Consider the following 19286-nt stretch of genomic DNA (forward strand, 5'->3'; position numbering starts at 1 on the left):
AGAAACCATGTCGCGTATTGTCATTGCCTCGATCACGGCGCTGCTGATCGTCGGCCACGCCCGCGCCGCTGAGCCGATCACCCTGCGCGACATGGGGTCGTTCCATGTCGGCGGGCGTCTTGTCGAAATCTCCGGCAAGGCGGTGAAGGAGGTCGTGTTCGCGCCTGGCGGCGTGCCGGCCAAGGTCGATCCCAATGGCACGTATCAGGTCGAGCAGATGTACGTGCAGTATTTCCTGCCGGCCAACGAGAAGGGGGCTTATCCGCTGCTGATGTGGCACGGCGGCGGACTGACCGGCGTCACCTACGAAACCACGCCTGACGGACGCGAAGGCTGGCTGAATTATTTTCTGCGCAAGGGATGGGCAGTCTACAATTCCGACGCGGTGGAGCGCGGGCGCGCAGGCTGGGCGCAATATCCTGATATCTTCAAGAGCGAGCCTGTCTTCCTCACCACGGCCAATCCGTTCGAGCGTTTCCGCATCGGTGATGGGCCAAACTCCTACGATCCCGATCCCGCCAAGCGAAAGGTGCTGCCGGGCAACCAGTTTCCGGTCGAGGGCTACCAGAATTTCGTCAAGCAGAACGTACCGCGCTGGACCACGACTGATGATGCGACCATCGCCGCCTATATCGCCGAGCTCGATCGCGTCGGCCCCTCGGTGATCCTGTTCCACAGCCAGGCCGGCAGCTTCGGCTTCAAGGTCGCGCAAGCCCGGCCTGACAAGGTCAAGGCGCTGATTGCGATCGAGCCGGCCGGCATCGGTGATCCCGCGAGGGCGGATGTGCTGAAGAACATTCCGACCCTCATCATCTACGGCGACTATATCGAGCGCGATTCGCGCTGGCCCAAGATCCGCGCCAACGGCATCGCCTTTGCGGACGCCATCAAGGCGGCCGGGGGCAGCGTCGACATCGTCGACCTCCCACAGGCCGGCATCAAGGGCAATTCGCATATGGTGATGATGGACAAGAACAACCTCGAGGTCGCGGCCCTGATCCAGAAATGGCTCGAGGGCAAAGGCCTGACGAAGTAGAGCCATGCACGGAACCCAAATTCTGGACGAAGCCGACCGCCTGATGACGGTCTGCAATTCCTGCCGCTACTGCGAGGGTCTTTGCGCGGTATTTCCCGCCATGGAGATGCGCCGCGCCTTCTCCGACGGCGATCTCAATTATCTCGCCAACCTCTGCCATTCCTGTGGCGCCTGCTACGTCGATTGCCAGTTTTCGCCGCCGCACGAATTCGACGTCAACGTCCCGAAGACGCTCGCGGTCGCGCGCGCGGAGTCTTATGCGGCCTACGCCTGGCCGCAGGCGCTGTCCGGCGCCTTCGCGCGCAATGGTCTCTTGATCAGCATCGTCGCTGCGCTCAGCATGGGCGCCTTTACCTTCGGCTTTGCTGCGCTGAACGATCGCAGCGTGCTGTTCGGTGTCCATACCGGGCCGGGCGCGTTCTACAAACTGATGCCGCACAACGCGATGGCTGCGTTGTTCAGCGCGGCATTCCTCTATGCCATCCTTGCGCTTGTCATGAGCGTGCGTGCCTTCTGGCGCGATATCGGCACGCCGATCGGCGGCCGCGCCGACGGCGGCTCGATTGTCCAGGCGATCCGCGATGCCGGCGAGCTGCGCTATCTCCATGGCGGCGGCGTTGGCTGCTACAACGAGGACGACAAGCCGACCGACCGGCGCAAGCTCTATCATCACCTGACGTTCTACGGCTTCCTGCTGTGCTTTGCCGCGACGTCCGTCGCCACGCTGTATCACTATCTCCTCGGACGCGAGGCGCCGTATCCGTGGTGGGATCTGCCCGTCGTGCTCGGCGCGCTCGGCGGCATCGGCCTCATCGTCGGGCCGATCGGCCTGTACGTCGCGAAATTGCGCAGGGCGCCGGAACTGCTGGACGAGAACAGCTACGGCATGGATGTCGGCTTCATCGCCATGCTGTTCCTGACCGGTCTCACCGGCATGCTGCTTCTGCTCCTGCGCGAGACCGCGGCCATGGGGCCGTTGTTGGCGCTGCATCTCGGCGCCGTGTTTGCGCTGTTCATCACCATGCCCTACGGCAAGTTCGTGCACGGCATCTATCGCTTCGCGGCGCTGGTTCGTTATGCACAGGAACGGCGGACGGCGCCGTGACCCCGTTACCTCGGCCGAAAATGGCCGTTGCGCAGAAAAGCGATCGTCTGCGCGATCGCGACGGCGTGACGTGGCAGCCCGGTGTGGGACGCCTTCACGACGACATGGTCGGTCATGCCGGCCAGCATCGTGCTCTGCACCGACACCCGTCCGTCATTGGGCTTCGGCAGAACGAAGAGACCGGCGACGGGATCGATGAAGCGGTTTCCGGCGATCACACCGACCGGATAGTCGATGGCGGGGAAGGCATTCGGCGCGGTCGCGGGCGTGGTGGTGAGCTCGAGGCCGGCTGGCCCGTAGAATGCGCGGTAGGGCAGAAATCCCTGCAGGAGATCAGCGACCTCGCTGCCGCTGTTCGGCGTGCCCAGCATCACGACGCGGGCAAGCCGGGCGGGGCGGTGTCTTGCGATGTAGGCGCGCGCGACGAGGCCGCCCATCGAATGTGCGACGAAATGCAGCGGCGCCTCAACTTCGCCGAAACGGGCGATCGCCGGATGAATGTCGTCTACGATGGCCGCGATCGGCTTGCTGCGGCTGGAATAGTCGATGTTAAGCGTCGTGAACCCGCTCGCCCGGAGCGCCCGCTCCAGCCTAGTCAGGGATGCCGAGGTGCGCGCGATGCCATGAAGCAGAACCACTCCCGGACATCGCGCGTCGCCTGATTGAGGCGCCTCGTGCATCTGGATTACGCCACCTCGCGCTCCGGCGCGGATGCCTGCTCGCGGGCCATCGTCGTTGCCGTGACATAGTCGGTCTTGCCGGTGCCGAGCAGCGGCACCTTGTCGACCACCATGATCGCGGCGGGCACGGTCAGCTCGGACGCGCCGATCGCCTTGGCCTGGCCCTGCATCGCGCTGCGCTCGGCGGTCTTCTCCGTCGTCAGCAGCACGATGCGCTCGCCCTTGCGCTGGTCGGGGATCGACACGGCGACCGAGCCGGCCTGCGGCCACAGCGTCGCCGCGATGCTTTCGACTGCCGACAGCGAGACCATCTCGCCTGCGATCTTGGCAAAGCGCTTGGCGCGGCCCTTGATGGTGATGAAGCCGGCCGGGTCGATGGCGACGATGTCGCCGGTGTCGTGCCAGCCTTCCGCGAGCACTTCGAGCACGCCGGGATTTTCGGCCCTGAGGTAGCCGAGCATCACGTTCGGTCCGCGCACGGAGAGGCGGCCGCCGTCCTCGATGCCGGGGACCGGATCGAGGCGGCTTTCCATCAGCGGCGACAGGCGGCCGACGGTGCCGGGACGGTTGGCCATCGGCGTGTTCATCGCCAGCACCGGCGCCGTCTCGGTGACACCATAGCCCTCGAGGATGCGGATGCCGTAGCGCTCCATGAACACCTGCCGGGTGCGGTCCTTGACCGCCTCGGCGCCGGCGATCACCAGACGCAGGGTGCGGAAGTCGTAGGCATGCGCCGAGCGCGCATAGCCGGTGAGGAACGTGTCGGTGCCGAACAGGATCGTGGCGCCGGTCTGGTAGATCAGCTCGGGCACGATCCGGTAGTGCAGCGGGGACGGGTACATGTAGATCGGAATGCCCGCGAGCAGCGGCATCATCATTCCGCCTGTCAGCCCGAAGGAGTGGAACACCGGCAGCACGTTGAACACCTTGTCATTGGCGTTGGCATCGACCCGCGCCAGCGCCTGCGCCGCGTTGGCGAGGATGTTGCGGTGGGACAGCACCACGCCCTTGGGCGTGCCTTCCGAACCCGAGGTGAACAGCACGACGGCCGGATCGTTCGCCTGGCGTGCGACACGCGGCGCGGTGCCTGCGAGCAGGCCCTTGATCTTGTCGGCCACACCGATCGAGGCGCGGACGTCCTCGAGATAGACCACGCGCGCCTCCGCGGAGATTGCGGCCATCAGCTTGTCGAGCTTGCCCTTCTCGATGAAGGCTTTCGAAGTCAGTACGGTCTTGACCTGCGCGGCCTTCATGGCGGCGAGGACGTTGACCGGACCGGCCGAGAAGTTGAGCATCGCCGGCACGCGGCCGATGTTCTGCAGGGCCATGAAGACGACGGCGACGCCCGCGGAGTTCGGCAGCAGCACGCCGACATTCTCGCCGACGGCGGTGCCGTCTTCCAGCTTCCGGCTCAGGACCTGCGCGCCCAGGATCAGCTTGCGATAGGTCAGCTTGGTGCCGAGCGCGTCCTCGACGATGACCTTGCCGGTGTCGCGGTCGCGATAGGCGTGTCCGAGCGCTTCGAACAGCGAGTGATCGAGCATGGCGTTCTTGACCAGAGCGTCGATCATCACGTCCTGGAGCGCTGCACCCGCGGCGTTGCGGCGTGCCTTGCCCTTCAGCGCCGGATCGACCGGAAGCTTGACCGGCGGCAGGATCGTGACCGTCACCCGCGGAAACCACGAGCGCTTGATCTGGCTGCTGTTGAGGTAGCTGAGATGCGAGCGCTGCGCGCCTTCGATGCGGACGGGCACGACCACGGCGTCGGCCTTGTCCGCGATCATCGCGGTGCCGTCATAAACCTTCATCAGCGAGCCGGAGACGGTGATGCGTCCTTCCGGAAAGATGACCACCGGCTCGCCGGCGGCAACCAGCTTGATCAGGTCGCGCGCGGCCAGCGGCTTGGTCGGGTCCATGGTGTAATGCTTCACCACCCGCAGGAACGGCTTGGCCCACCAGGCCTTGGCGATGCCGGTATCGACCGCGAAACTCGCGTCGATCGGCAGCACGGCGTGCAGCAGCGGGCCGTCGATCAGGCTGACATGGTTCGGCGCGATCAGCATGCGCGTGCCGGATGGCGGCAGGTTCTCGAGGCCGCGGATCTCGGTGCGGAACAGTGCGCGGAACAGCAACCCGCCGAAATCGCGCACGCCTTCCTTGCCCCATTTCGTCAGCACGAACCACACCGCGCCGAAGCTGGCGACGCCAAGGCCGAAGAAGATCCAGCCGACATGGAGGCCTGCGGCCTGCAGCAGCGCGACGAACAGCGAGCCGACCACCATGAAGGCAGCCTGTAGTACATTGCCGGCCGCGATGATGCGGGCGCGCTCGGAAGGTTCCGACCAGGCCTGAACTGCGGCGAAAGAGGGAACGACGAACAGGCCGCCGCCGAATGCGAAGGCGACGAAGTCGATCAGCATGCGCAGGCCGGCGAACGAGGTTGCGAAGTCGAGCGCGGTGATGTCGTGACCCTTGGTGGTCACGCCGATGGCCCAGGCGAGATCGAGGCCGGCAAACCCCATGATGATGGCGCCGATCGGCACCAGGGCGAGGTTCGGGCGAACGTGGCTCAGTTGCGCCGCGAACAGCGAGCCGATGGCGATGCCGATCGCGAAGATCGCAAGACACAGCGTCACCACGCCTTCGGTGCCGCCGACGACCTCCTTGACCAGCGCCGGCAGCAGCGACAGCACGATGGCGCCGACCAGCCAGAACCAGGAGACGATCACGGTGCCGTCCCACAGACGGTGGTCGGCGTGCAGCGTCTTCAGTAAGCCGAGAGTCGAGGTCCAGGGATTGGCATCGACGGGCAGATCGGGCGCGGAGGGCGTGGTCTGCGGAATGCGGGAAGCGAAAGCCCAGGACAGCATGGCCAGCACGACCACGGCCGATGCGACCCAGCCCATGTGGGCGGAGCCGGCCACGAACTGCCCGCCGGCGACGGTGCCGAGCAGGATGGCCATGAAGGTCGCGCCTTCGACCAGCGCATTGCCGGTCGCGAGCTCGCCGAGCTCGAGCTGGTCCGGCAGCATGGAATATTTCACGGGGCCGAACAGGGCGGCGATGATGCCGAACAGCGCGAGCGCTGCGAACAGCAGCGGCACCGAGTGCAGGAAGAAGCCGGCGGCGGCAAAGCCCGCGGCGAAGATCTCGGTGAATTTGAGCCGCCTTGCGACGACGGATTTGACGTATTTGTCGGCGAGCTGTCCGCCGAGCCCGGACAGGATGAAATAGGGGAAGATGAAGACGGCGCCTGCCACCGTCACCAGCGCGTCGCCGTGGCCGGTCGCGGCACTGTAAAGCAGGATGATGACGAGTGCGTTCTTGAGCACGTTGTCATTGAGCGCCGAGAAGAACTGCGCCCAGAACAGCGGCGCGAAGCGGCGTGACGACATCAATTCCCTGATCATGACTAGTCCTGTTTTGGAAAGGCAGCCTGAGGTTGCTTCGTGGGCGGTGAAAGCGTCACGACCGGAAGGGAATGGGACGAACGATTGCAGAGTGACGATGGTCGTCGGCTTGCTCTGTCCCCTCGATCCCTCCGATCCTGTTGGTCTCCAAATGGTCTCGTTAGGTTCGCAAATTTCCGGTTGCGGCCGCGTCGGCTTTGGACGGAAGGGCCGCGCTGACCCGGATATGCGACGGGCCGTGAGCAAAAACTGAACCGCACCGGTAAGGCCCGCGACATCGGCCGCGAATGTCGGAAAATGGTAAGTCCTTCATTGCGGCCTTTTCTTGCATTCGAACCGCTTCGCGGCGGGTGCCTCAGGTGAGGTGAGCGAGGTGGCGAAAGGGGGAGAAGCGACCAAGCAGGCTGAACCTGCGGCCTTCGCGACGGGTGCGGCCACGGTTGGCGCGCCACATCCGGAAGGTCGCGCGACGCTCAGCGAGCACGCCGGCAATGTCGCAGGCATTGGCGATGCGATCGATCGGCGCCATCGCGCGCTTGAGGATGGCCCGGCCGAGCCCGGTCACGAGGGCTGCGGCGTCGTCGACGAAGGTGGTGGCAATATCAACAGCGAGGGTTTGCATTTTGCAGGTCTCCGGGTTAATTTGAACAATGTTCACATGAGTAGCTTTAAAATGAACAATGTTCAAGAAGAATCGCTGCGCGACCAAAAAAAAGTTCGGCGACGGCTCCTGATCCTGGAGATCGCCCGCACCATAATTTCTTCTAAGGGTTTGAGATCATTGAAGGTTCGTGACGTCGCCGAAGCCGCCGGCTGCTCGGTCGGCAGCGTCTATAACGAGTTCGGCGACTTCGACGGGGTGATCCTGACCGTCAATCGGGAGACCGTTCAGGCGCTCACATCGCGGCTTTCGGGGGTTCCGGCCGAGGATCCGGTCGGCCAGCTCTACGGGCTTGCCGAGGCCTATCTCGAATTCTTTGCGGAGCACGCGAATTTGCTGCGTTCGCTGTTCGAGCATCGGATGGAGGACGATCGCCCCTATCCGGACGACATCCTTCAGATGGTGATGGACGCCTTCGCGCTGATGCACCCGCCGCTGGTGCGGCTGCTGCCGGATGCGGATGACGTGAAGATCGCGCTGTTGTCGCGCACCCTGTTCTCCGCGGTGCACGGCATCATCTCGCTCGGTCTCGAGGAGCGCATGGTGGCCGTGCCGCCCCAGTTGCTGCGCCAGCAGGTGGAGCAGTTCCTCGACGCGCACCTTGCGGGCCTCGGGATTCTGCCTTTGCGCCGATAGGGCGGGCGGCCTCAGGCGCGGGCAGCTTCGCGTGGCCGTGCTGCAACGAGGACGACGTCGGGCCGCACACCGTCGACCTGAACCCGGTTGCGTCCCTTTTCCTTGGCGCGATAGCAGGCGGCATCCGCGCGCCGCATCGCGTCCTCGAGCGTGGTGTCGCGGTCGGTGATGCAGGTGATGCCGATGCTGGCAGTCACTGCAAAGCAGCGATCGTCCCAGGCGAAGCTGAACAGCTCGAGCGCTCGTCGCAGCCGTTCGGCGATGTCCGTTGCGTCGAACGGCGAGCACCGCGGCAGGATCAGGCCGAATTCGTCGCCGCCGAGCCGGGCCACCAGATCATGCGGGCGCCGGTCCTGTTGCAGGAGGCGCGAGACCTGGCAGAGCAGGCGGTCGCCCGCAAGATGGCCGCAGCTGTCGTTGACGTTCTTGAACTGGTCGAGGTCGAGCAGGATCAGGCCCAGCGAGCCTGCCGCGATATTGTCGAGCTCGCCTTGCAGGCGCGCCTCGAAGGCGCGGCGGTTGGCAAGGCCCGTCAGCCAGTCGTGCGACGCCTGCCAGGCCAGGCGCTCCTTCTCGGCATGCAGGGCATCCTCGAACGCCTTTCGTTGCAGCACCAATCGCCGCGTGTGCCAGATCAGCAGCAGGATCAGCGTCACGGCGGTGAGGATGTTGATGCTGGTCAGCGTCAATTTGATCGCGCGGGAGCCTTCGCCGAGGACGGTGGAGAAGCGGTTGGCATGCACCGTGAACTGGGTGTTGAGCTCAGAGAGCCGCGACGACAGGAATCGCAGGCGGCCGCTGTCCTGAACAGGGCCCTTCTCCAGCTCGGACCGGATGACCTCGCCGAACACGCTCAGCTCCAGCAGCATCGGATCGGTGGCCGCCCACTCGCGGATCGCTTCCTGGAGGAAGCTGACGCGGTTGAAATAGCGAAACAGCCAGATCAATCCCGGAACGTCATCGGGATGGTTGCCGCCTTGCAGGAAGCCGATGCGGGCGGCTTCGACGTCGACGGGATCTCGCTCGAGCGCCCAGCGTGCGAACTCGTCGCCGATCGGAACGGCGAGCGAGGCCTGGTATTGCGCGAACTGGCTCGGTTCGCCCGAATGCAAATAGCTATTGAGGAAATAGACGGCGTTCTTCTGCGAGCGCGACCACAGCGCTTCGCCCGCGACATAGGCGCGGACCGATGACATCACCTCGAGGCTGAATCCCGCAATCGCCGCCTGAAGCACGACGACCATCACGAAAGGCGAGACGAGCTTGATGACATGAAGGAAGCTGTGTCCCTTCGTCGACGCCGATGTCCTGCGAAACACCCTTAGTTCCCCAAATCGATCAACGACCCCAGCGGAGCGTTGCGCCTGCAACGTCAAGTAGAAGGGATGGTTGCTTAACTCGACCTGAAAGACGCGGGGGACTGCGCCGTAGGGTGAAGGCGTCGTGACGTGGATGCGCGCAGATCGCTTCAAATACTGAGGAAGCGGAACTGGCGCGGTATTGGCGAACCAATGCCGCGCATTCGTGGCGTGCGGTTTACCCGATCGAGAGAATTGCTAGACCAGCACCGGCTTGCGCACGCGGCCGACGTCGCCGAACACGCGCAGGTAACGCTCGATCTCCGAGGGGAGGCCGGTTGCCTTCTCCGGATTGTCGGAGAGCTTGACCGCCGGATGGCCGTCGACCGACGACACCTTGCAGACCAGCGAGATCGGATCGAGATTGAACGAGCCGTCCGGGGCGCAGCCGACGAAGTCGTTGGTGAGGTTGGTGCCCCAGCCGAAAGAGAGCCGCACGCGGCCGGTGAAGTGGTGATAGGTCTCCTCGATCGAGCCGACGTCCATCGCGTCGGAAAAGACGAGCAGCTTGTCCCTGGGGTTGCGGCCCTTCTTCTCCCACCAGGCGATGATCTCCTCGCCGGCCTGGATTGGCGGCGCGCTGTCGGGGCGGAAGCCGGTCCAGTCGGCGACCCATTCCGGCGCATCGCGCAGGAACGCTTTCGTACCGAAGGCGTCGGGCAGTGCGATCAGGAGGTTGCCGCCGTAGGTCTGACGCCACTGGTCGAGAATGCGATAGGGCGCCCAGCGCAACTCCTCGTCGTCCTTGGCGAGCCCGGCCGCGACCATCGGCAGCTCGTGCGCGTTGGTGCCGATGGCCTCGAGGTCGTTGTCCATCGCGAGCAGCACGTTGGAGGTGCCGATGAAGGAGGGGCCGAGGCCTTCCTTCACCGCCTCGACGCACCAGCGCTGCCAGAGAAAGCCGTGACGCCGGCGGGTGCCGAAGTCGGAGAGCCTCAGGTTCTCCAGCTTGCGCAGCCGCTCGACCTTGGTCCACAGCTTGGCCTTGGCGCGGGCGTAGAGCACGTCGAGCTCGAAGCGGCCGCGGCCCTTGATCGCCGCGCGCGAGCGTAGCTCGTTGAGAATCGCGAGCGCCGGAATCTCCCACATCGTGGTGTGGGTCCACGGCCCGTGGAAGTGCAATTCGTACTGCCCCTCGACCTTGCGCAGCTCGTATTCGGGCAGGCGGAATTCGGCCAGCCAGCGGATGAAATCCGCCGAGAACATATGGGTCTTGCCGTAGAAGGTGTTACCGGCGAGCCAGATCAGCTCCTTCTTGGTGAAGCGGATGGTGCGGGCGTGGTCGAGCTGGGCGCGCAGCTCGCCCTCGTCGATGATCTCGGCGAGCCGCACATGGCGCGAGCGGTTGATGACCGAGAAGGTCACCTGCTGATTCGGGTAGTCATCCCGAATCATCTGCAACATCAATAGCTTATAGAAGTCGGTATCGAGCAGGCTGCGGATGATGGGATCCAGCCGCCAGCTGTGATTGTAGGTCCGGCTCGCAATATCGGTCACTGTCATGGCCGAATTCTAGCGTGGCGGTCCGCGCGCAACCAGTGGGTTTGGCGAAGGGCGGCCTGAATTTGGGAAAGGCCTGTTGGAAGGCTGCCTCCCGTCCCCGCCGGCCCGTACCGGAAGATGGCTTCGGCCTGATCCGGCAACGACGCCGAACATCCTGATATCGAGGGCGGTGCGAAGACGCGCCTATCCGCGGCCGCTGCGCGCGCAGCTGATTGCCTCCGCGAGCACGTCGCGGTCGCCGATGTGATTGGCGAGCAGCAGGATCAGCCGAGCGTTCATGCGCAGCGCTTGCTCTTCGTTCAAATCCCGCTGGCTGCCGATCAGTTCGGCATAGAATCCGTCTGGATCGGCGATATTCGGTGAGCGGTTGAGCATCATGCCGCAATCTCCTTCTGCCGTACGGCGTCTTGAGCAGTAGCGCGCAACAGCGCCGCGGAGATCTTTCCTTCGTCGAAGCCAGCCCAGCGCGCGGCGACATATTGGTCGGGCCGGAAGAGGTATGTGGTGCCAGTCGACGTGCCGTAGCGACTCGCCAGAACACCCCTGGGATCATCAATGTCACGCCCGACACGGATGACCCGTGCCGCGATTGGCCCGACCTCGATCCGCTCGTTGTCCACCGCTTGGTCGAATGTCACGACGACGAAGCCCGCGCCAAGGCAGTTGAGAAACCAGTCGGGCTTGCCGCCAATCGTCACCGGAGCGTCCGCAGCGTTGGTGCCGGGCCGCATCTCGCCGTCGAGCAGGCTGTCGTCCAAGGTATTGAGGGGCGAGGTAACGTAAGGTGTCGGTGTCGACAGCCGGCCGCTGTTGACCAGTGGGCGCGCAAAGCCGTGATGCTGCGCGAGTTCGAGCACGGCGTCGCGGAAATGGCGGCTTACCTTGGTTTTTGGTGTGATGAAGTCGGTCGCTCGCGTCGAGTTCAGGATGTTGTCATCGGCGGCGTATGCGCGTTCGTCGTGATAGCTGTCGAGGAGCGCCTTCGGCGCCTCTCCACGCAATACCATAGCGAGCTTCCAGGCGAGATTGTCGATGTCCTGCACGCCGGTGTTGGCGCCGCGGGCACCGAACGGTGAGACCTGGTGTGCAGCATCGCCGGCAAACAGCACCCTGCCGTGGCGGAACTCGTCGATCCGCCGACAGGCGAACTGATAGATCGAGACCCATTCGAGCTCGAACTCCGTATCCTCGCCCAGCATCGCCTTGATGCGCGGGATGACCCGCTCCGGCCGCTTCTCCTCGTCGGGATCTGCGTCCCAGCCGAGCTGGAAGTCGATGCGCCATATGTCGTCGGCCTGCCGGTGCAGGAGCACGGACTGCGCGGGATGGAACGGCGGATCGAACCAGAACCAACGCTCGGTCGGGAAATCCGCCTTCATGGCGACGTCGGCGATCAGGAAGCGGTCCTCAAAGTACTGCCCCTTGAATTCGGCGCCTACCATCTTGCGCGTATCGGAATTGGCGCCGTCGCAGGCGATCACCCACTGCGCCTCCATAGTGAAGATGCCATCGGGCGTCTCCACCGCGAGCTCGGCATGATCGGCCGCCTGCTTGAGGCTGATCAGCCGGTGCTTCCAGCGTAGATCAATGAGTGGGCTGGCGCGGCACCTGGCGACCAGGATCTCCTCCAAATGATATTGCTGGAGGTTGATCATGGCGGGCCACTCGTGGTCGCTCTCGGGCAGGAGGTCGAACTGGTAGGAAAGCTCGTCGCGAAAGAATACCTTGCCGACGTTCCAGCTCACGCCGCGTTCGACCATGGGATCGGCGCAGTCGAGCCGGTTCCAGATCTCCAGCGGGCGCTTGGCATAGCAGACGGCGCGTGAGCCGATGCTGACGGTATCGTTGTCGTCGAGCAAAACAACCGGCTGGCCGCGCGCCGCGCAATCGAGGGCTGCGGTGAGCCCAACGGGACCTGCGCCGATGACGACGATCGGGTGCCGTTTGACGATGCCCTCGGCCTGTTCTTTCGAGCGCAAATAGCCGAACTTCGGATAGATGTAGTTCGTCATGTCCGGTTCCTCGCGAGTCGTGCCGAATTCAATGTGCGTCCTGAAACTCTTTCTCGTGCATCCAGGCGTTATGACGTGGCGGACGCCTGGTGCGTGACCATTCCTCGACCATCTCGTGCGCGACCGATTTCATGCGGTCGATCTGGTCCGGCGTGGCGGTCCAGGCCGCGATCTCGAGGCGGTGGCCGCTCGGATCGCGAAAGTAGATGGACTTGAAGATGGTGTGGTCGGTGACGCCGACGACGTCGAGGCCGGTAGCTTCCGCGCGCGCCCGGGCTTCCTCGAGCTCGGCGAGGTCCTTGACCTGAAAGGCGATGTGCTGGGTCCATTCCGGCGTGTTGGGATCGCGGCCCATGGGCGGCGAGTTCGGCAGCTCGAAGAAGGCGAGGATGTTGCCGTTCCCTGCATCGAGGAAAATGTGCATGTACGGATCGGGCGCCTTGGTGGAAGGCACGCGATCCTCGGCGATCGCGCCGAGAAGATCCATGTTCAAGACCTTCTTGTAGAACTCGACGGTTGCCTTGGCGTCGACGCAGCGATAGGCGACGTGATGGATCTTCTCGATTTTCATGGCGGCGTCACTCCCTTTGATGGTTGCGGAATTAGTATCAAATGTTACAATCTCCTGGGTTGATCTGGATCAATCTGCCCGGAAAACTTTTGCAGGAATGCAAGCCAGGGACTGAGCGGCATGGCGGGACGTTTGCGCGAAGCACGAAATAGGGCAGCGGGTCCGGCGCAGGATGCCGGCACCGAGCTCGATCTGCAGCAGTATTTTCCGTATCGGCTGGCGCGTCTGGCCGAACAGGTGTCGCTGGCCGTGGCCGAAGTCTATTCGGAACGCTTTGCGCTGACGCGTCAGGAATGGCGTGTGCTTGCCATTCTTGGCGCGCGGACCCAGATTGCGACCAAGGAAATCGGGCCGCTCACCACGCTCGACAAGATGCAGGTCAGCCGCGCCGTCCAGGGACTGGAGACGCGCGGCATCGTCAGCCGAAAACATGCTTCTGATGACCGTCGCGAGCTGATCGTTTCGCTGACGTCAGCAGGCCGCGCGCTTTTCCGCAAGATCGTGCCGTTCGCGCTGGAACGGGAGACGAGGCTGCTTGCCGTGCTGACTTCGGAGGAGGTCGAGGTTCTCGACCGCGCGATGCGCAAGCTGTCGGCGGAATTGACCTGAAGTTCGGACGTTCCCGATTCTGCCGTTCATGCTCCTGCGGCGGTCTCTGCTACCGTCTCGAGCTGGTTCCTGATCCAGCGATGGGCCGGGTCTTTCTGGTAGCGCTGGTGCCAGACCATGAACATCGGCAGCTCGGCCAGGGTCCGAGTGCCCGAGGCCAGCGGAATTCGGGCATGTGCGAAGCCCTGCATGACACCGGACGCGAGCAGGCTCGGCATGCTCGCGAGCATCTGCGTGCCGCGCAGGAACGACGGCACGCCTGAAAAGCTCGGTACGGAGATGGCGATGTCGCGGTGGAAGCCGTTGGCCGCCAGCCGGCGGTCGAAGTCGAGCCGCTCATTGTCGGTGTAGACCACGGTGATGTGGCGCGCTGCGAGATAGGCGCTGCGACCGGCGGGCGCGGTACGTGCCTTCGGGTCAAAGTAACAGACGTAGTGGTCGCTCAGCACGCGCTTCTGCACGATGTCGACGCCGGACGGCGGCAGCGGCGTGATCATGAGATCGCACCGGTTCTCGCGCAGCATCGCGGGGGAGGGGGACTGCGAGGGGATTACCCGCAGGTGCAGGCTCTTCACCTGTTCGCTGACATGGCCGAAGAAGCGCGGCAGCAACAGGTCGCGCTGGAAATCGTTGGCGGCGATCGTCAGCGAGAGCTGGGCCTGCGCCGGCTCGAAGCTGACGCCGCCGGCAAAGCTGCGCATCTCGTCGATCAGCGCACGCGCCTTCGCCGCGAGGGCCTGGGCGTGCGCGGTGGCGACGATGCCGCGGCCGGACTTGGCGAACAGCGGATCTCCAGCGATCCGCCGCAGCTTATTCAGGCTGTGGCTGACGGCGGATTGCGTCAGGCCGAGCCGCGTTGCCGCCGCCGTCACCGAGCCTTCTTCCAGCACGGCGAGGAACAATTCGAGGGCATGGCCGTCGAGGGCCAAATGATCGATTTTTTTCATGGAATTCATTATAATCGATCTATTTATCTTGAGAATAGGTGGCGGCATTATCGTTCAATAAGCCGCGCACCCGGACCCCGGGATGCCCTAGGGAGAGACAACGCCGATGAATGCCCAGGCGACAGCCTTGCAGGATCCCCGCCTCAACCGCCCCGAGCCGTTCACGCCGCCGCTCGGCGACGGCGGCTTCTTCCAGCGCGACCGTTCCATCCATCCGCCCGCGTATGCCCCCGGCTACAAATCCTCGGTGCTGCGCTCGCCGCGCCAGGCGCTGCTGTCACTGGAGAATTCGGTCTCGGAAATCACGGGACCGGTGTTCGGCCACAACGATCTCGGCCCGCTCGACAACGACCTGATCCGCAACTACGCCAAGGACGGCGATCCTGTCGGCGAGCGCATCATCGTCCACGGTCGCGTGCTGGACGAGACCGGCCGCGGCGTTCCGAACACGCTGGTCGAATTCTGGCAGGCCAATGCCGGCGGCCGCTACCGGCACAAGAAGGACACGTATCTGGCGCCGATCGATCCGAATTTCGGCGGCTGCGGCCGCGCGCTGACTGACGACACCGGCTATTATTATTTCCGCACCGTGAAGCCGGGTCCTTATCCCTGGCGCAACTTCGTCAACAGCTGGCGTCCCGCCCACATCCACTTCTCGGTGTTCGGCTCAGGCTTTGCGCAGCGGCTGATCACGCAGATGTATTTCGAGGGCGATCCCCTGATCCCGGTCTGCCCGATCCTGACGACGATTCCGGACAAGGATGCGCTCGATCGCCTGGTCGCGCCGCTCGACCTCAACGCCTCGACACCGTTCGACTCGCTCGCGTACCGCTTCGACATCGTCCTGCGCGGTCAGCGTTCCACCTATTTCGAAAATCGCACCGCGGGGAACTGAGCAAATGCCGCAGCCGCTCAACTATCTCAAGGAAACCGCCTCGCAGACCGCCGGCCCCTACGTCCACATCGGCCTGATCCCGGCCATGGCCGGCTTCGATATCTTCGAGAAGAACTTTTCCAACGTGCTGGTGACGCCGAACACCCGGGGCGAACGCATCACGCTGGAAGGCAAGGTGCTTGACGGCACCGGTACGCCGCTGCGCGACGTGCTGCTGGAAATCTGGCAGGCCAATGCGGCCGGCCGCTACAACCATCCGGCCGACCGCTCGGCCGGCGCGCTGGAGCAGGAGTTTCGCGGCTGGGGCCGCGCCGGCTCCGACTTCGACAGCGGGCTCGTGACCTTCGAGACCATCAAGCCCGGCGCCATCACCGACAAGGCAGGGCGCAAATGCGCGCCGCACGTCAATGTCTGGATCGTCGCGCGCGGCATCAATATCGGTCTCAACACGCGGCTCTATTTCTCGGATGAAGAGGCTGCCAACGCCGGAGACCCCGTGCTCAACCTGATCGAACAGCCGGCCCGGCGCAAGACGTTGATCGCAACGCGAAGCGAGCGCGCCGGCAAGGTCGTGTATTCCTTCACGATCAATTTGCAGGGGCCCGAGGAGACCGTGTTCTTCGACGTCTGAGAGTCGTGCGGCCTCCCGCAGGATCACTCCACCTGGTCGCCGCGATCGATCGCTACGCGCGCGAGGAATTGCGGTAACTGGCGCATCTCGCGCGATCCCGGCCGATTGGCCGGATCGCGCCCCACTTTTGGTTTCAGTTCTGCCAAATCAATGAATACGTCCGCCTGTCGGCGCAGGTCGTCGGCGACCATGGCTGGCTGAGTGGAGAGTGTGGAGACGACCGTTACGCGGACACCGCGGCGCTGCAGCGCTTCCACCAGCGAACGAAAATTGCCATCGCCCGAGAACAACACGATCTGATCGACGTGCTCGGCGAGCTCCATCGCATTTACGGCGAGGTCGACATCCATGCTGCCCTTCACCTTGCGGCGGCCGGTGATGGCGTCGACGAATTCCTTCGTGAACTTGGTGACGACGGTGTATCCGTTATAGTCGAGCCAATCGATCAAGGGGCGGATCGACGAATACTCCTGATCCTCGATGAGGGTCGTGTAGTAGAAGGCCCGCAACAGCGCACCTCGGCTTTGGAATTCGCCGAGCAGACGCCTGTAGTCGATGTCGAAGCCGAGCGCCTTGGAGGTGGCATGGAGATTGGAGCCATCGATAAAGAGTGCGATCTTCTCAATCGAAGACATTCTGCGTAAATCTCCAGTTGCACGCGAAAGGCGGCCGATCCCACCGCCAGGGCGCGGTGTGTCGGCCGGAAGAACAATGAAGGCACCGATGGCTTGCCGAAAAAGCAGCGCAGACGACCGGACAGGGGCGGCCGTCTTGCGCCCAGGTTAGGGAGGATCCAATGCCACTAGCGCCAGGGCGCCGAATGCAGCCAGGCTAAGGCGCGCGCGTTCCCTACTCAATTGTACTGAGGTAAAGGGCCTCTATCCAAAGGATAGGGCCCGATATACGAAGGTAAGTGGCAGCGCGGGCAACAAAGGCCATTGCGGTTCCCAGCGTGGCCTTCGACCATGGGCGCGGCTGTTCGATCGGCTGATGTGTCAGCCTTCATCACCATGCAGCCGGGTGCGAAAGGCGCGCGGCGATAGCCCCGTGGCGGCGGCATAAACGCGGCTGAAATAGGCGGGGTCCTCGAAGCCGAGCGCGTAAGCGATCGTCGAGACCGGCAGGTTGGTGTAGACGAGGTTGCGCCGCGCCTCGCGGATCAGGCGGTTGAGGATCAGGTGCGAGGCGGTGTCGCCGGTCGCCGCCCGCGTCACCCGGTTGAGATGGGTCGGCGTGATCGACAGCGCGCCTGCGTAGTCCGCGACGCTCCAGCGTTCCAGATGATGCTGCTCGAGCAGCGCCTCGAAGCGGCGGAACAGGCCGGATTCGGCAGTGCCATTGCCACCGGTCTCGCTCGTGAGCGCGCGGGCCACCAGCCCGATCATGGCTGCCGACAAAGCGCGCAGCACATGTGCGCGGCCGAAATCGCGGGCGGCGTGTTCGGCGAAGATCTGCTTCATGGTGGCGCGGATCTGCGGGGTGCCGCGCACCACGCCTGATTGTAACAGGGCCCCGCGCAGGCCTTCGGCGGCGAGCAGCGCCTCGTCCAGAATCTCCGCCGCGATGGTCAGCACCCAGCCTTGGGTCTCAGGCACGAAGCGGAAGCCGTGGACGTGTCCGACGGGTACGTTGACGATCTGCATCGGCTTCAACGGCACCACGCGTCCGTCGAGCGTCGCCTCGCCGCCGCCGCGCTCGATCAGCAGGACCTGGTGCAGCCGGGCATGGCGGTGCACGGCCAGGGTCCAGTCGTGAAGTACGGAGCGGGACGCGATCGTCTCACAATGCACGACGTCGGGCAGGTCGCCGGACTCGCCGAACAGATTGTAGACCCGGATCGCGGGGGCAGGGGCGGCGCTTTTCATGTTCGAATAGTACAAGACAAAGACGAAACCCTCCATCGGTTTGCGCGGCTGAATCTGCAAAAAAGTGCCGACGGGAGGACGCGAAAATGAAAGTTCAGGTCTGTATTATCGGTGGCGGGCCGTCCGGGCTGCTCTTGTCCCAGCTCCTGCATCTGAAGGGCATCGACACGGTCGTGCTGGAGAAATACAGCCGCGACCACGTGCTGGCCCGGATCCGCGCCGGCGTGCTCGAGCACGGTTTTGCGAAACTGATGCGCGAGGCGCAATGCGGCGAGCGGATGGACCGCGAAGGCGAGATCCACCGGGGGTTCGAGATCGCCCATGACGGGGTGCTCTCCCACATCGATCTGCACAAGCACTCCGGCGGCAATTCGGTGCTGGTCTACGGCCAGACCGAGCTGACGCGCGACCTCTACGAGGCGCGCGACCGCCTTGGCGGCAAGGTCGTGCACAATGCCGAGGACGTGACGCCGCATGATCTCGCGTCGGACCGCCCCTACGTGACGTACCGCTCGAACGACGAGATCGTTCGCGTCGATTGCGACTACATCGTCGGCGCCGACGGCTTCCACGGCGTCAGCCGCAGGTCGATCCCAAAGGACGTGCTGCGCGAATACGAGAAGGTCTATCCGTTTGGCTGGCTCGGGGTGCTGTCGCGCACCAAGCCGGTCTCGTCCGAGCTGATCTATGTGAAGCACGAGCGCGGCTTTGCGCTGTGTTCCCTGCGTTCACAGGTGCTGAGCCGCTACTACATCCAGGTGCCGCTCACCGACAAGGTCGAGGACTGGTCGGACGACGCGTTCTGGGCCGAGCTGAAGCGCCGCCTGCCGGAAGAGGTCGCCGGCCGCTTGATCACGGGGCCCGCGATCGAAAAGAGCATCGCGCCATTGCGCAGCTTCGTCGCCGAACCGATGAGCTATGGCCGCCTGTTCCTCGCCGGCGATGCAGCCCACATCGTGCCGCCCACCGGCGCGCGCGGGCTGAACAGCGCCGCCTCCGACATCTACTATCTCTATCATGCCATGCTCGCACATTATCAGAGCGGCGATGATTCCGGCCTCGAAGGCTATTCCGCCAAGGCGCTGGCGCGGATCTGGAAGGCGCAGCGCTTCTCCTGGTGGATGACGATGCTGCTGCATCGCTTCCCCGATCGTCTTGACTATGAGGATCGTCTTCAGCAGACGGAGCTGGAATATCTGTTCTCGTCCGAAACGGCGCAGCGCCTGCTCGCGGAGAACTATGTGGGCCTGCCGTTTTGAGCGAGATGATCGCGCAACACGCGATGCTGCCCTCCCTTCTCCCCTTGTGGGAGAAGGTGGCGCGAAGCGCCGGATGAGGGGTATGTCTCCGCGAATTCAAGTGAGAGT

Annotated in this window: 18 protein-coding genes; 7 read left to right on the plus strand and 11 right to left on the minus strand. The window is 64.1% G+C overall.

Features of this window, described 5'->3' with window-relative positions; translation table 11 throughout:
• Window positions 1–7: 7 nt before the first annotated feature.
• Both AAFG50_RS10250 and tcuB read left to right on the plus strand, forming a co-directional pair.
• On the plus strand, window positions 8–1036 hold the full coding sequence (locus AAFG50_RS10250) for an esterase (RefSeq protein ID WP_028174274.1): 1029 nt from the start codon (window positions 8–10) through the stop codon (window positions 1034–1036).
• Window positions 1037–1040: 4 nt separating this feature from the next.
• Window positions 1041–2141: a tricarballylate utilization 4Fe-4S protein TcuB gene (gene tcuB / locus AAFG50_RS10255; protein ID WP_028174275.1), complete on the plus strand. Its 1101-nt coding sequence runs from the start codon at window positions 1041–1043 to the stop codon at window positions 2139–2141.
• A 5-nt stretch (window positions 2142–2146) separates the two neighbouring features.
• Here tcuB and AAFG50_RS10260 read toward each other — a convergent pair whose 3' ends face one another.
• The 3 genes from AAFG50_RS10260 to AAFG50_RS10270 form a co-directional block, all read right to left on the minus strand.
• A complete protein-coding gene (locus AAFG50_RS10260) occupies window positions 2147–2821 on the minus strand; it encodes an alpha/beta fold hydrolase (protein WP_028174276.1) in 675 nt (224 codons plus the stop codon).
• 5 nt (window positions 2822–2826) lie between these two features.
• Complete coding sequence (locus AAFG50_RS10265) at window positions 2827–6231, minus strand: acyl-[ACP]--phospholipid O-acyltransferase (protein ID WP_028174277.1); 3405 nt, start codon at window positions 6229–6231, stop codon at window positions 2827–2829.
• Window positions 6232–6586: 355 nt separating this feature from the next.
• Complete coding sequence (locus AAFG50_RS10270) at window positions 6587–6853, minus strand: hypothetical protein (protein WP_028174278.1); 267 nt, start codon at window positions 6851–6853, stop codon at window positions 6587–6589.
• Window positions 6854–6904: 51 nt separating this feature from the next.
• On the opposite strand from AAFG50_RS10270, the gene AAFG50_RS10275 reads away from it, so the two are divergent.
• Window positions 6905–7528, plus strand: a complete 624-nt coding sequence (locus AAFG50_RS10275) for a TetR/AcrR family transcriptional regulator (protein ID WP_028174279.1) — start codon at window positions 6905–6907, stop codon at window positions 7526–7528.
• 11 nt (window positions 7529–7539) lie between these two features.
• Here the strand turns inward: AAFG50_RS10275 and AAFG50_RS10280 are convergent, their stop codons facing one another.
• The 5 genes from AAFG50_RS10280 to AAFG50_RS10300 all read right to left on the minus strand — a co-directional run bounded on the left by AAFG50_RS10280 (window position 7540) and on the right by AAFG50_RS10300 (window position 12972).
• The gene (locus tag AAFG50_RS10280) at window positions 7540–8847 is read right to left on the minus strand and encodes a GGDEF domain-containing protein (RefSeq protein ID WP_028174280.1); all 1308 of its coding nucleotides are present in this window, start codon (window positions 8845–8847) and stop codon (window positions 7540–7542) included.
• 237 nt (window positions 8848–9084) lie between these two features.
• Window positions 9085–10389 (minus strand): nicotinate phosphoribosyltransferase, encoded by a 1305-nt coding sequence (pncB, locus tag AAFG50_RS10285; protein WP_028174281.1) that lies wholly within the window; start codon window positions 10387–10389, stop codon window positions 9085–9087.
• A 183-nt stretch (window positions 10390–10572) separates the two neighbouring features.
• Window positions 10573–10767 carry a DUF2783 domain-containing protein gene (locus AAFG50_RS10290; protein WP_011085116.1) on the minus strand — a complete coding sequence of 65 codons (195 nt, stop codon included), beginning with the start codon at window positions 10765–10767 and terminating at the stop codon, window positions 10573–10575.
• Window positions 10764–12401 carry an FAD-dependent oxidoreductase gene (locus AAFG50_RS10295; protein WP_028174282.1) on the minus strand — a complete coding sequence of 546 codons (1638 nt, stop codon included), beginning with the start codon at window positions 12399–12401 and terminating at the stop codon, window positions 10764–10766. The genes AAFG50_RS10290 and AAFG50_RS10295 overlap by 4 nt, the downstream gene beginning before the upstream one ends.
• A gap of 28 nt (window positions 12402–12429) precedes the next feature.
• Entirely contained in the window at window positions 12430–12972 is a 543-nt protein-coding gene (locus AAFG50_RS10300; RefSeq protein WP_028174283.1) for a VOC family protein, read from the minus strand.
• Between the two features lie 120 nt (window positions 12973–13092).
• Here AAFG50_RS10300 and AAFG50_RS10305 point away from each other — a divergent pair, with 120 nt between their 5' ends.
• A complete protein-coding gene (locus AAFG50_RS10305) occupies window positions 13093–13581 on the plus strand; it encodes a MarR family transcriptional regulator (protein WP_011085119.1) in 489 nt (162 codons plus the stop codon).
• A 26-nt stretch (window positions 13582–13607) separates the two neighbouring features.
• Here AAFG50_RS10305 and AAFG50_RS10310 read toward each other — a convergent pair whose 3' ends face one another.
• A complete protein-coding gene (locus AAFG50_RS10310) occupies window positions 13608–14537 on the minus strand; it encodes a LysR family transcriptional regulator (RefSeq protein ID WP_028174284.1) in 930 nt (309 codons plus the stop codon).
• Between the two features lie 97 nt (window positions 14538–14634).
• Here AAFG50_RS10310 and pcaH point away from each other — a divergent pair, with 97 nt between their 5' ends.
• Together pcaH and pcaG are read left to right on the plus strand one after the other, a co-directional pair.
• A complete protein-coding gene (gene pcaH, locus AAFG50_RS10315; protein WP_028174285.1) occupies window positions 14635–15423 on the plus strand; it encodes a protocatechuate 3,4-dioxygenase subunit beta in 789 nt (262 codons plus the stop codon).
• Between the two features lie 4 nt (window positions 15424–15427).
• Window positions 15428–16054 carry a protocatechuate 3,4-dioxygenase subunit alpha gene (pcaG, locus tag AAFG50_RS10320; RefSeq protein WP_028174286.1) on the plus strand — a complete coding sequence of 209 codons (627 nt, stop codon included), beginning with the start codon at window positions 15428–15430 and terminating at the stop codon, window positions 16052–16054.
• Between the two features lie 23 nt (window positions 16055–16077).
• Here the strand turns inward: pcaG and AAFG50_RS10325 are convergent, their stop codons facing one another.
• Both AAFG50_RS10325 and AAFG50_RS10330 read right to left on the minus strand, forming a co-directional pair.
• Window positions 16078–16689: an NYN domain-containing protein gene (locus tag AAFG50_RS10325; protein ID WP_161536163.1), complete on the minus strand. Its 612-nt coding sequence runs from the start codon at window positions 16687–16689 to the stop codon at window positions 16078–16080.
• Between the two features lie 360 nt (window positions 16690–17049).
• Complete coding sequence (locus tag AAFG50_RS10330; protein ID WP_028174288.1) at window positions 17050–17955, minus strand: helix-turn-helix domain-containing protein; 906 nt, start codon at window positions 17953–17955, stop codon at window positions 17050–17052.
• 50 nt (window positions 17956–18005) lie between these two features.
• Between AAFG50_RS10330 and pobA the strand changes: the two genes are divergently transcribed.
• Complete coding sequence (gene pobA / locus AAFG50_RS10335; RefSeq protein ID WP_028174289.1) at window positions 18006–19178, plus strand: 4-hydroxybenzoate 3-monooxygenase; 1173 nt, start codon at window positions 18006–18008, stop codon at window positions 19176–19178.
• The last annotated feature ends 108 nt before the right edge of the window (window positions 19179–19286 follow it).

The sequence above is a fragment of the Bradyrhizobium sp. B039 genome, from assembly GCF_038965675.1.
Classification (GTDB): domain Bacteria; phylum Pseudomonadota; class Alphaproteobacteria; order Rhizobiales; family Xanthobacteraceae; genus Bradyrhizobium; species Bradyrhizobium diazoefficiens.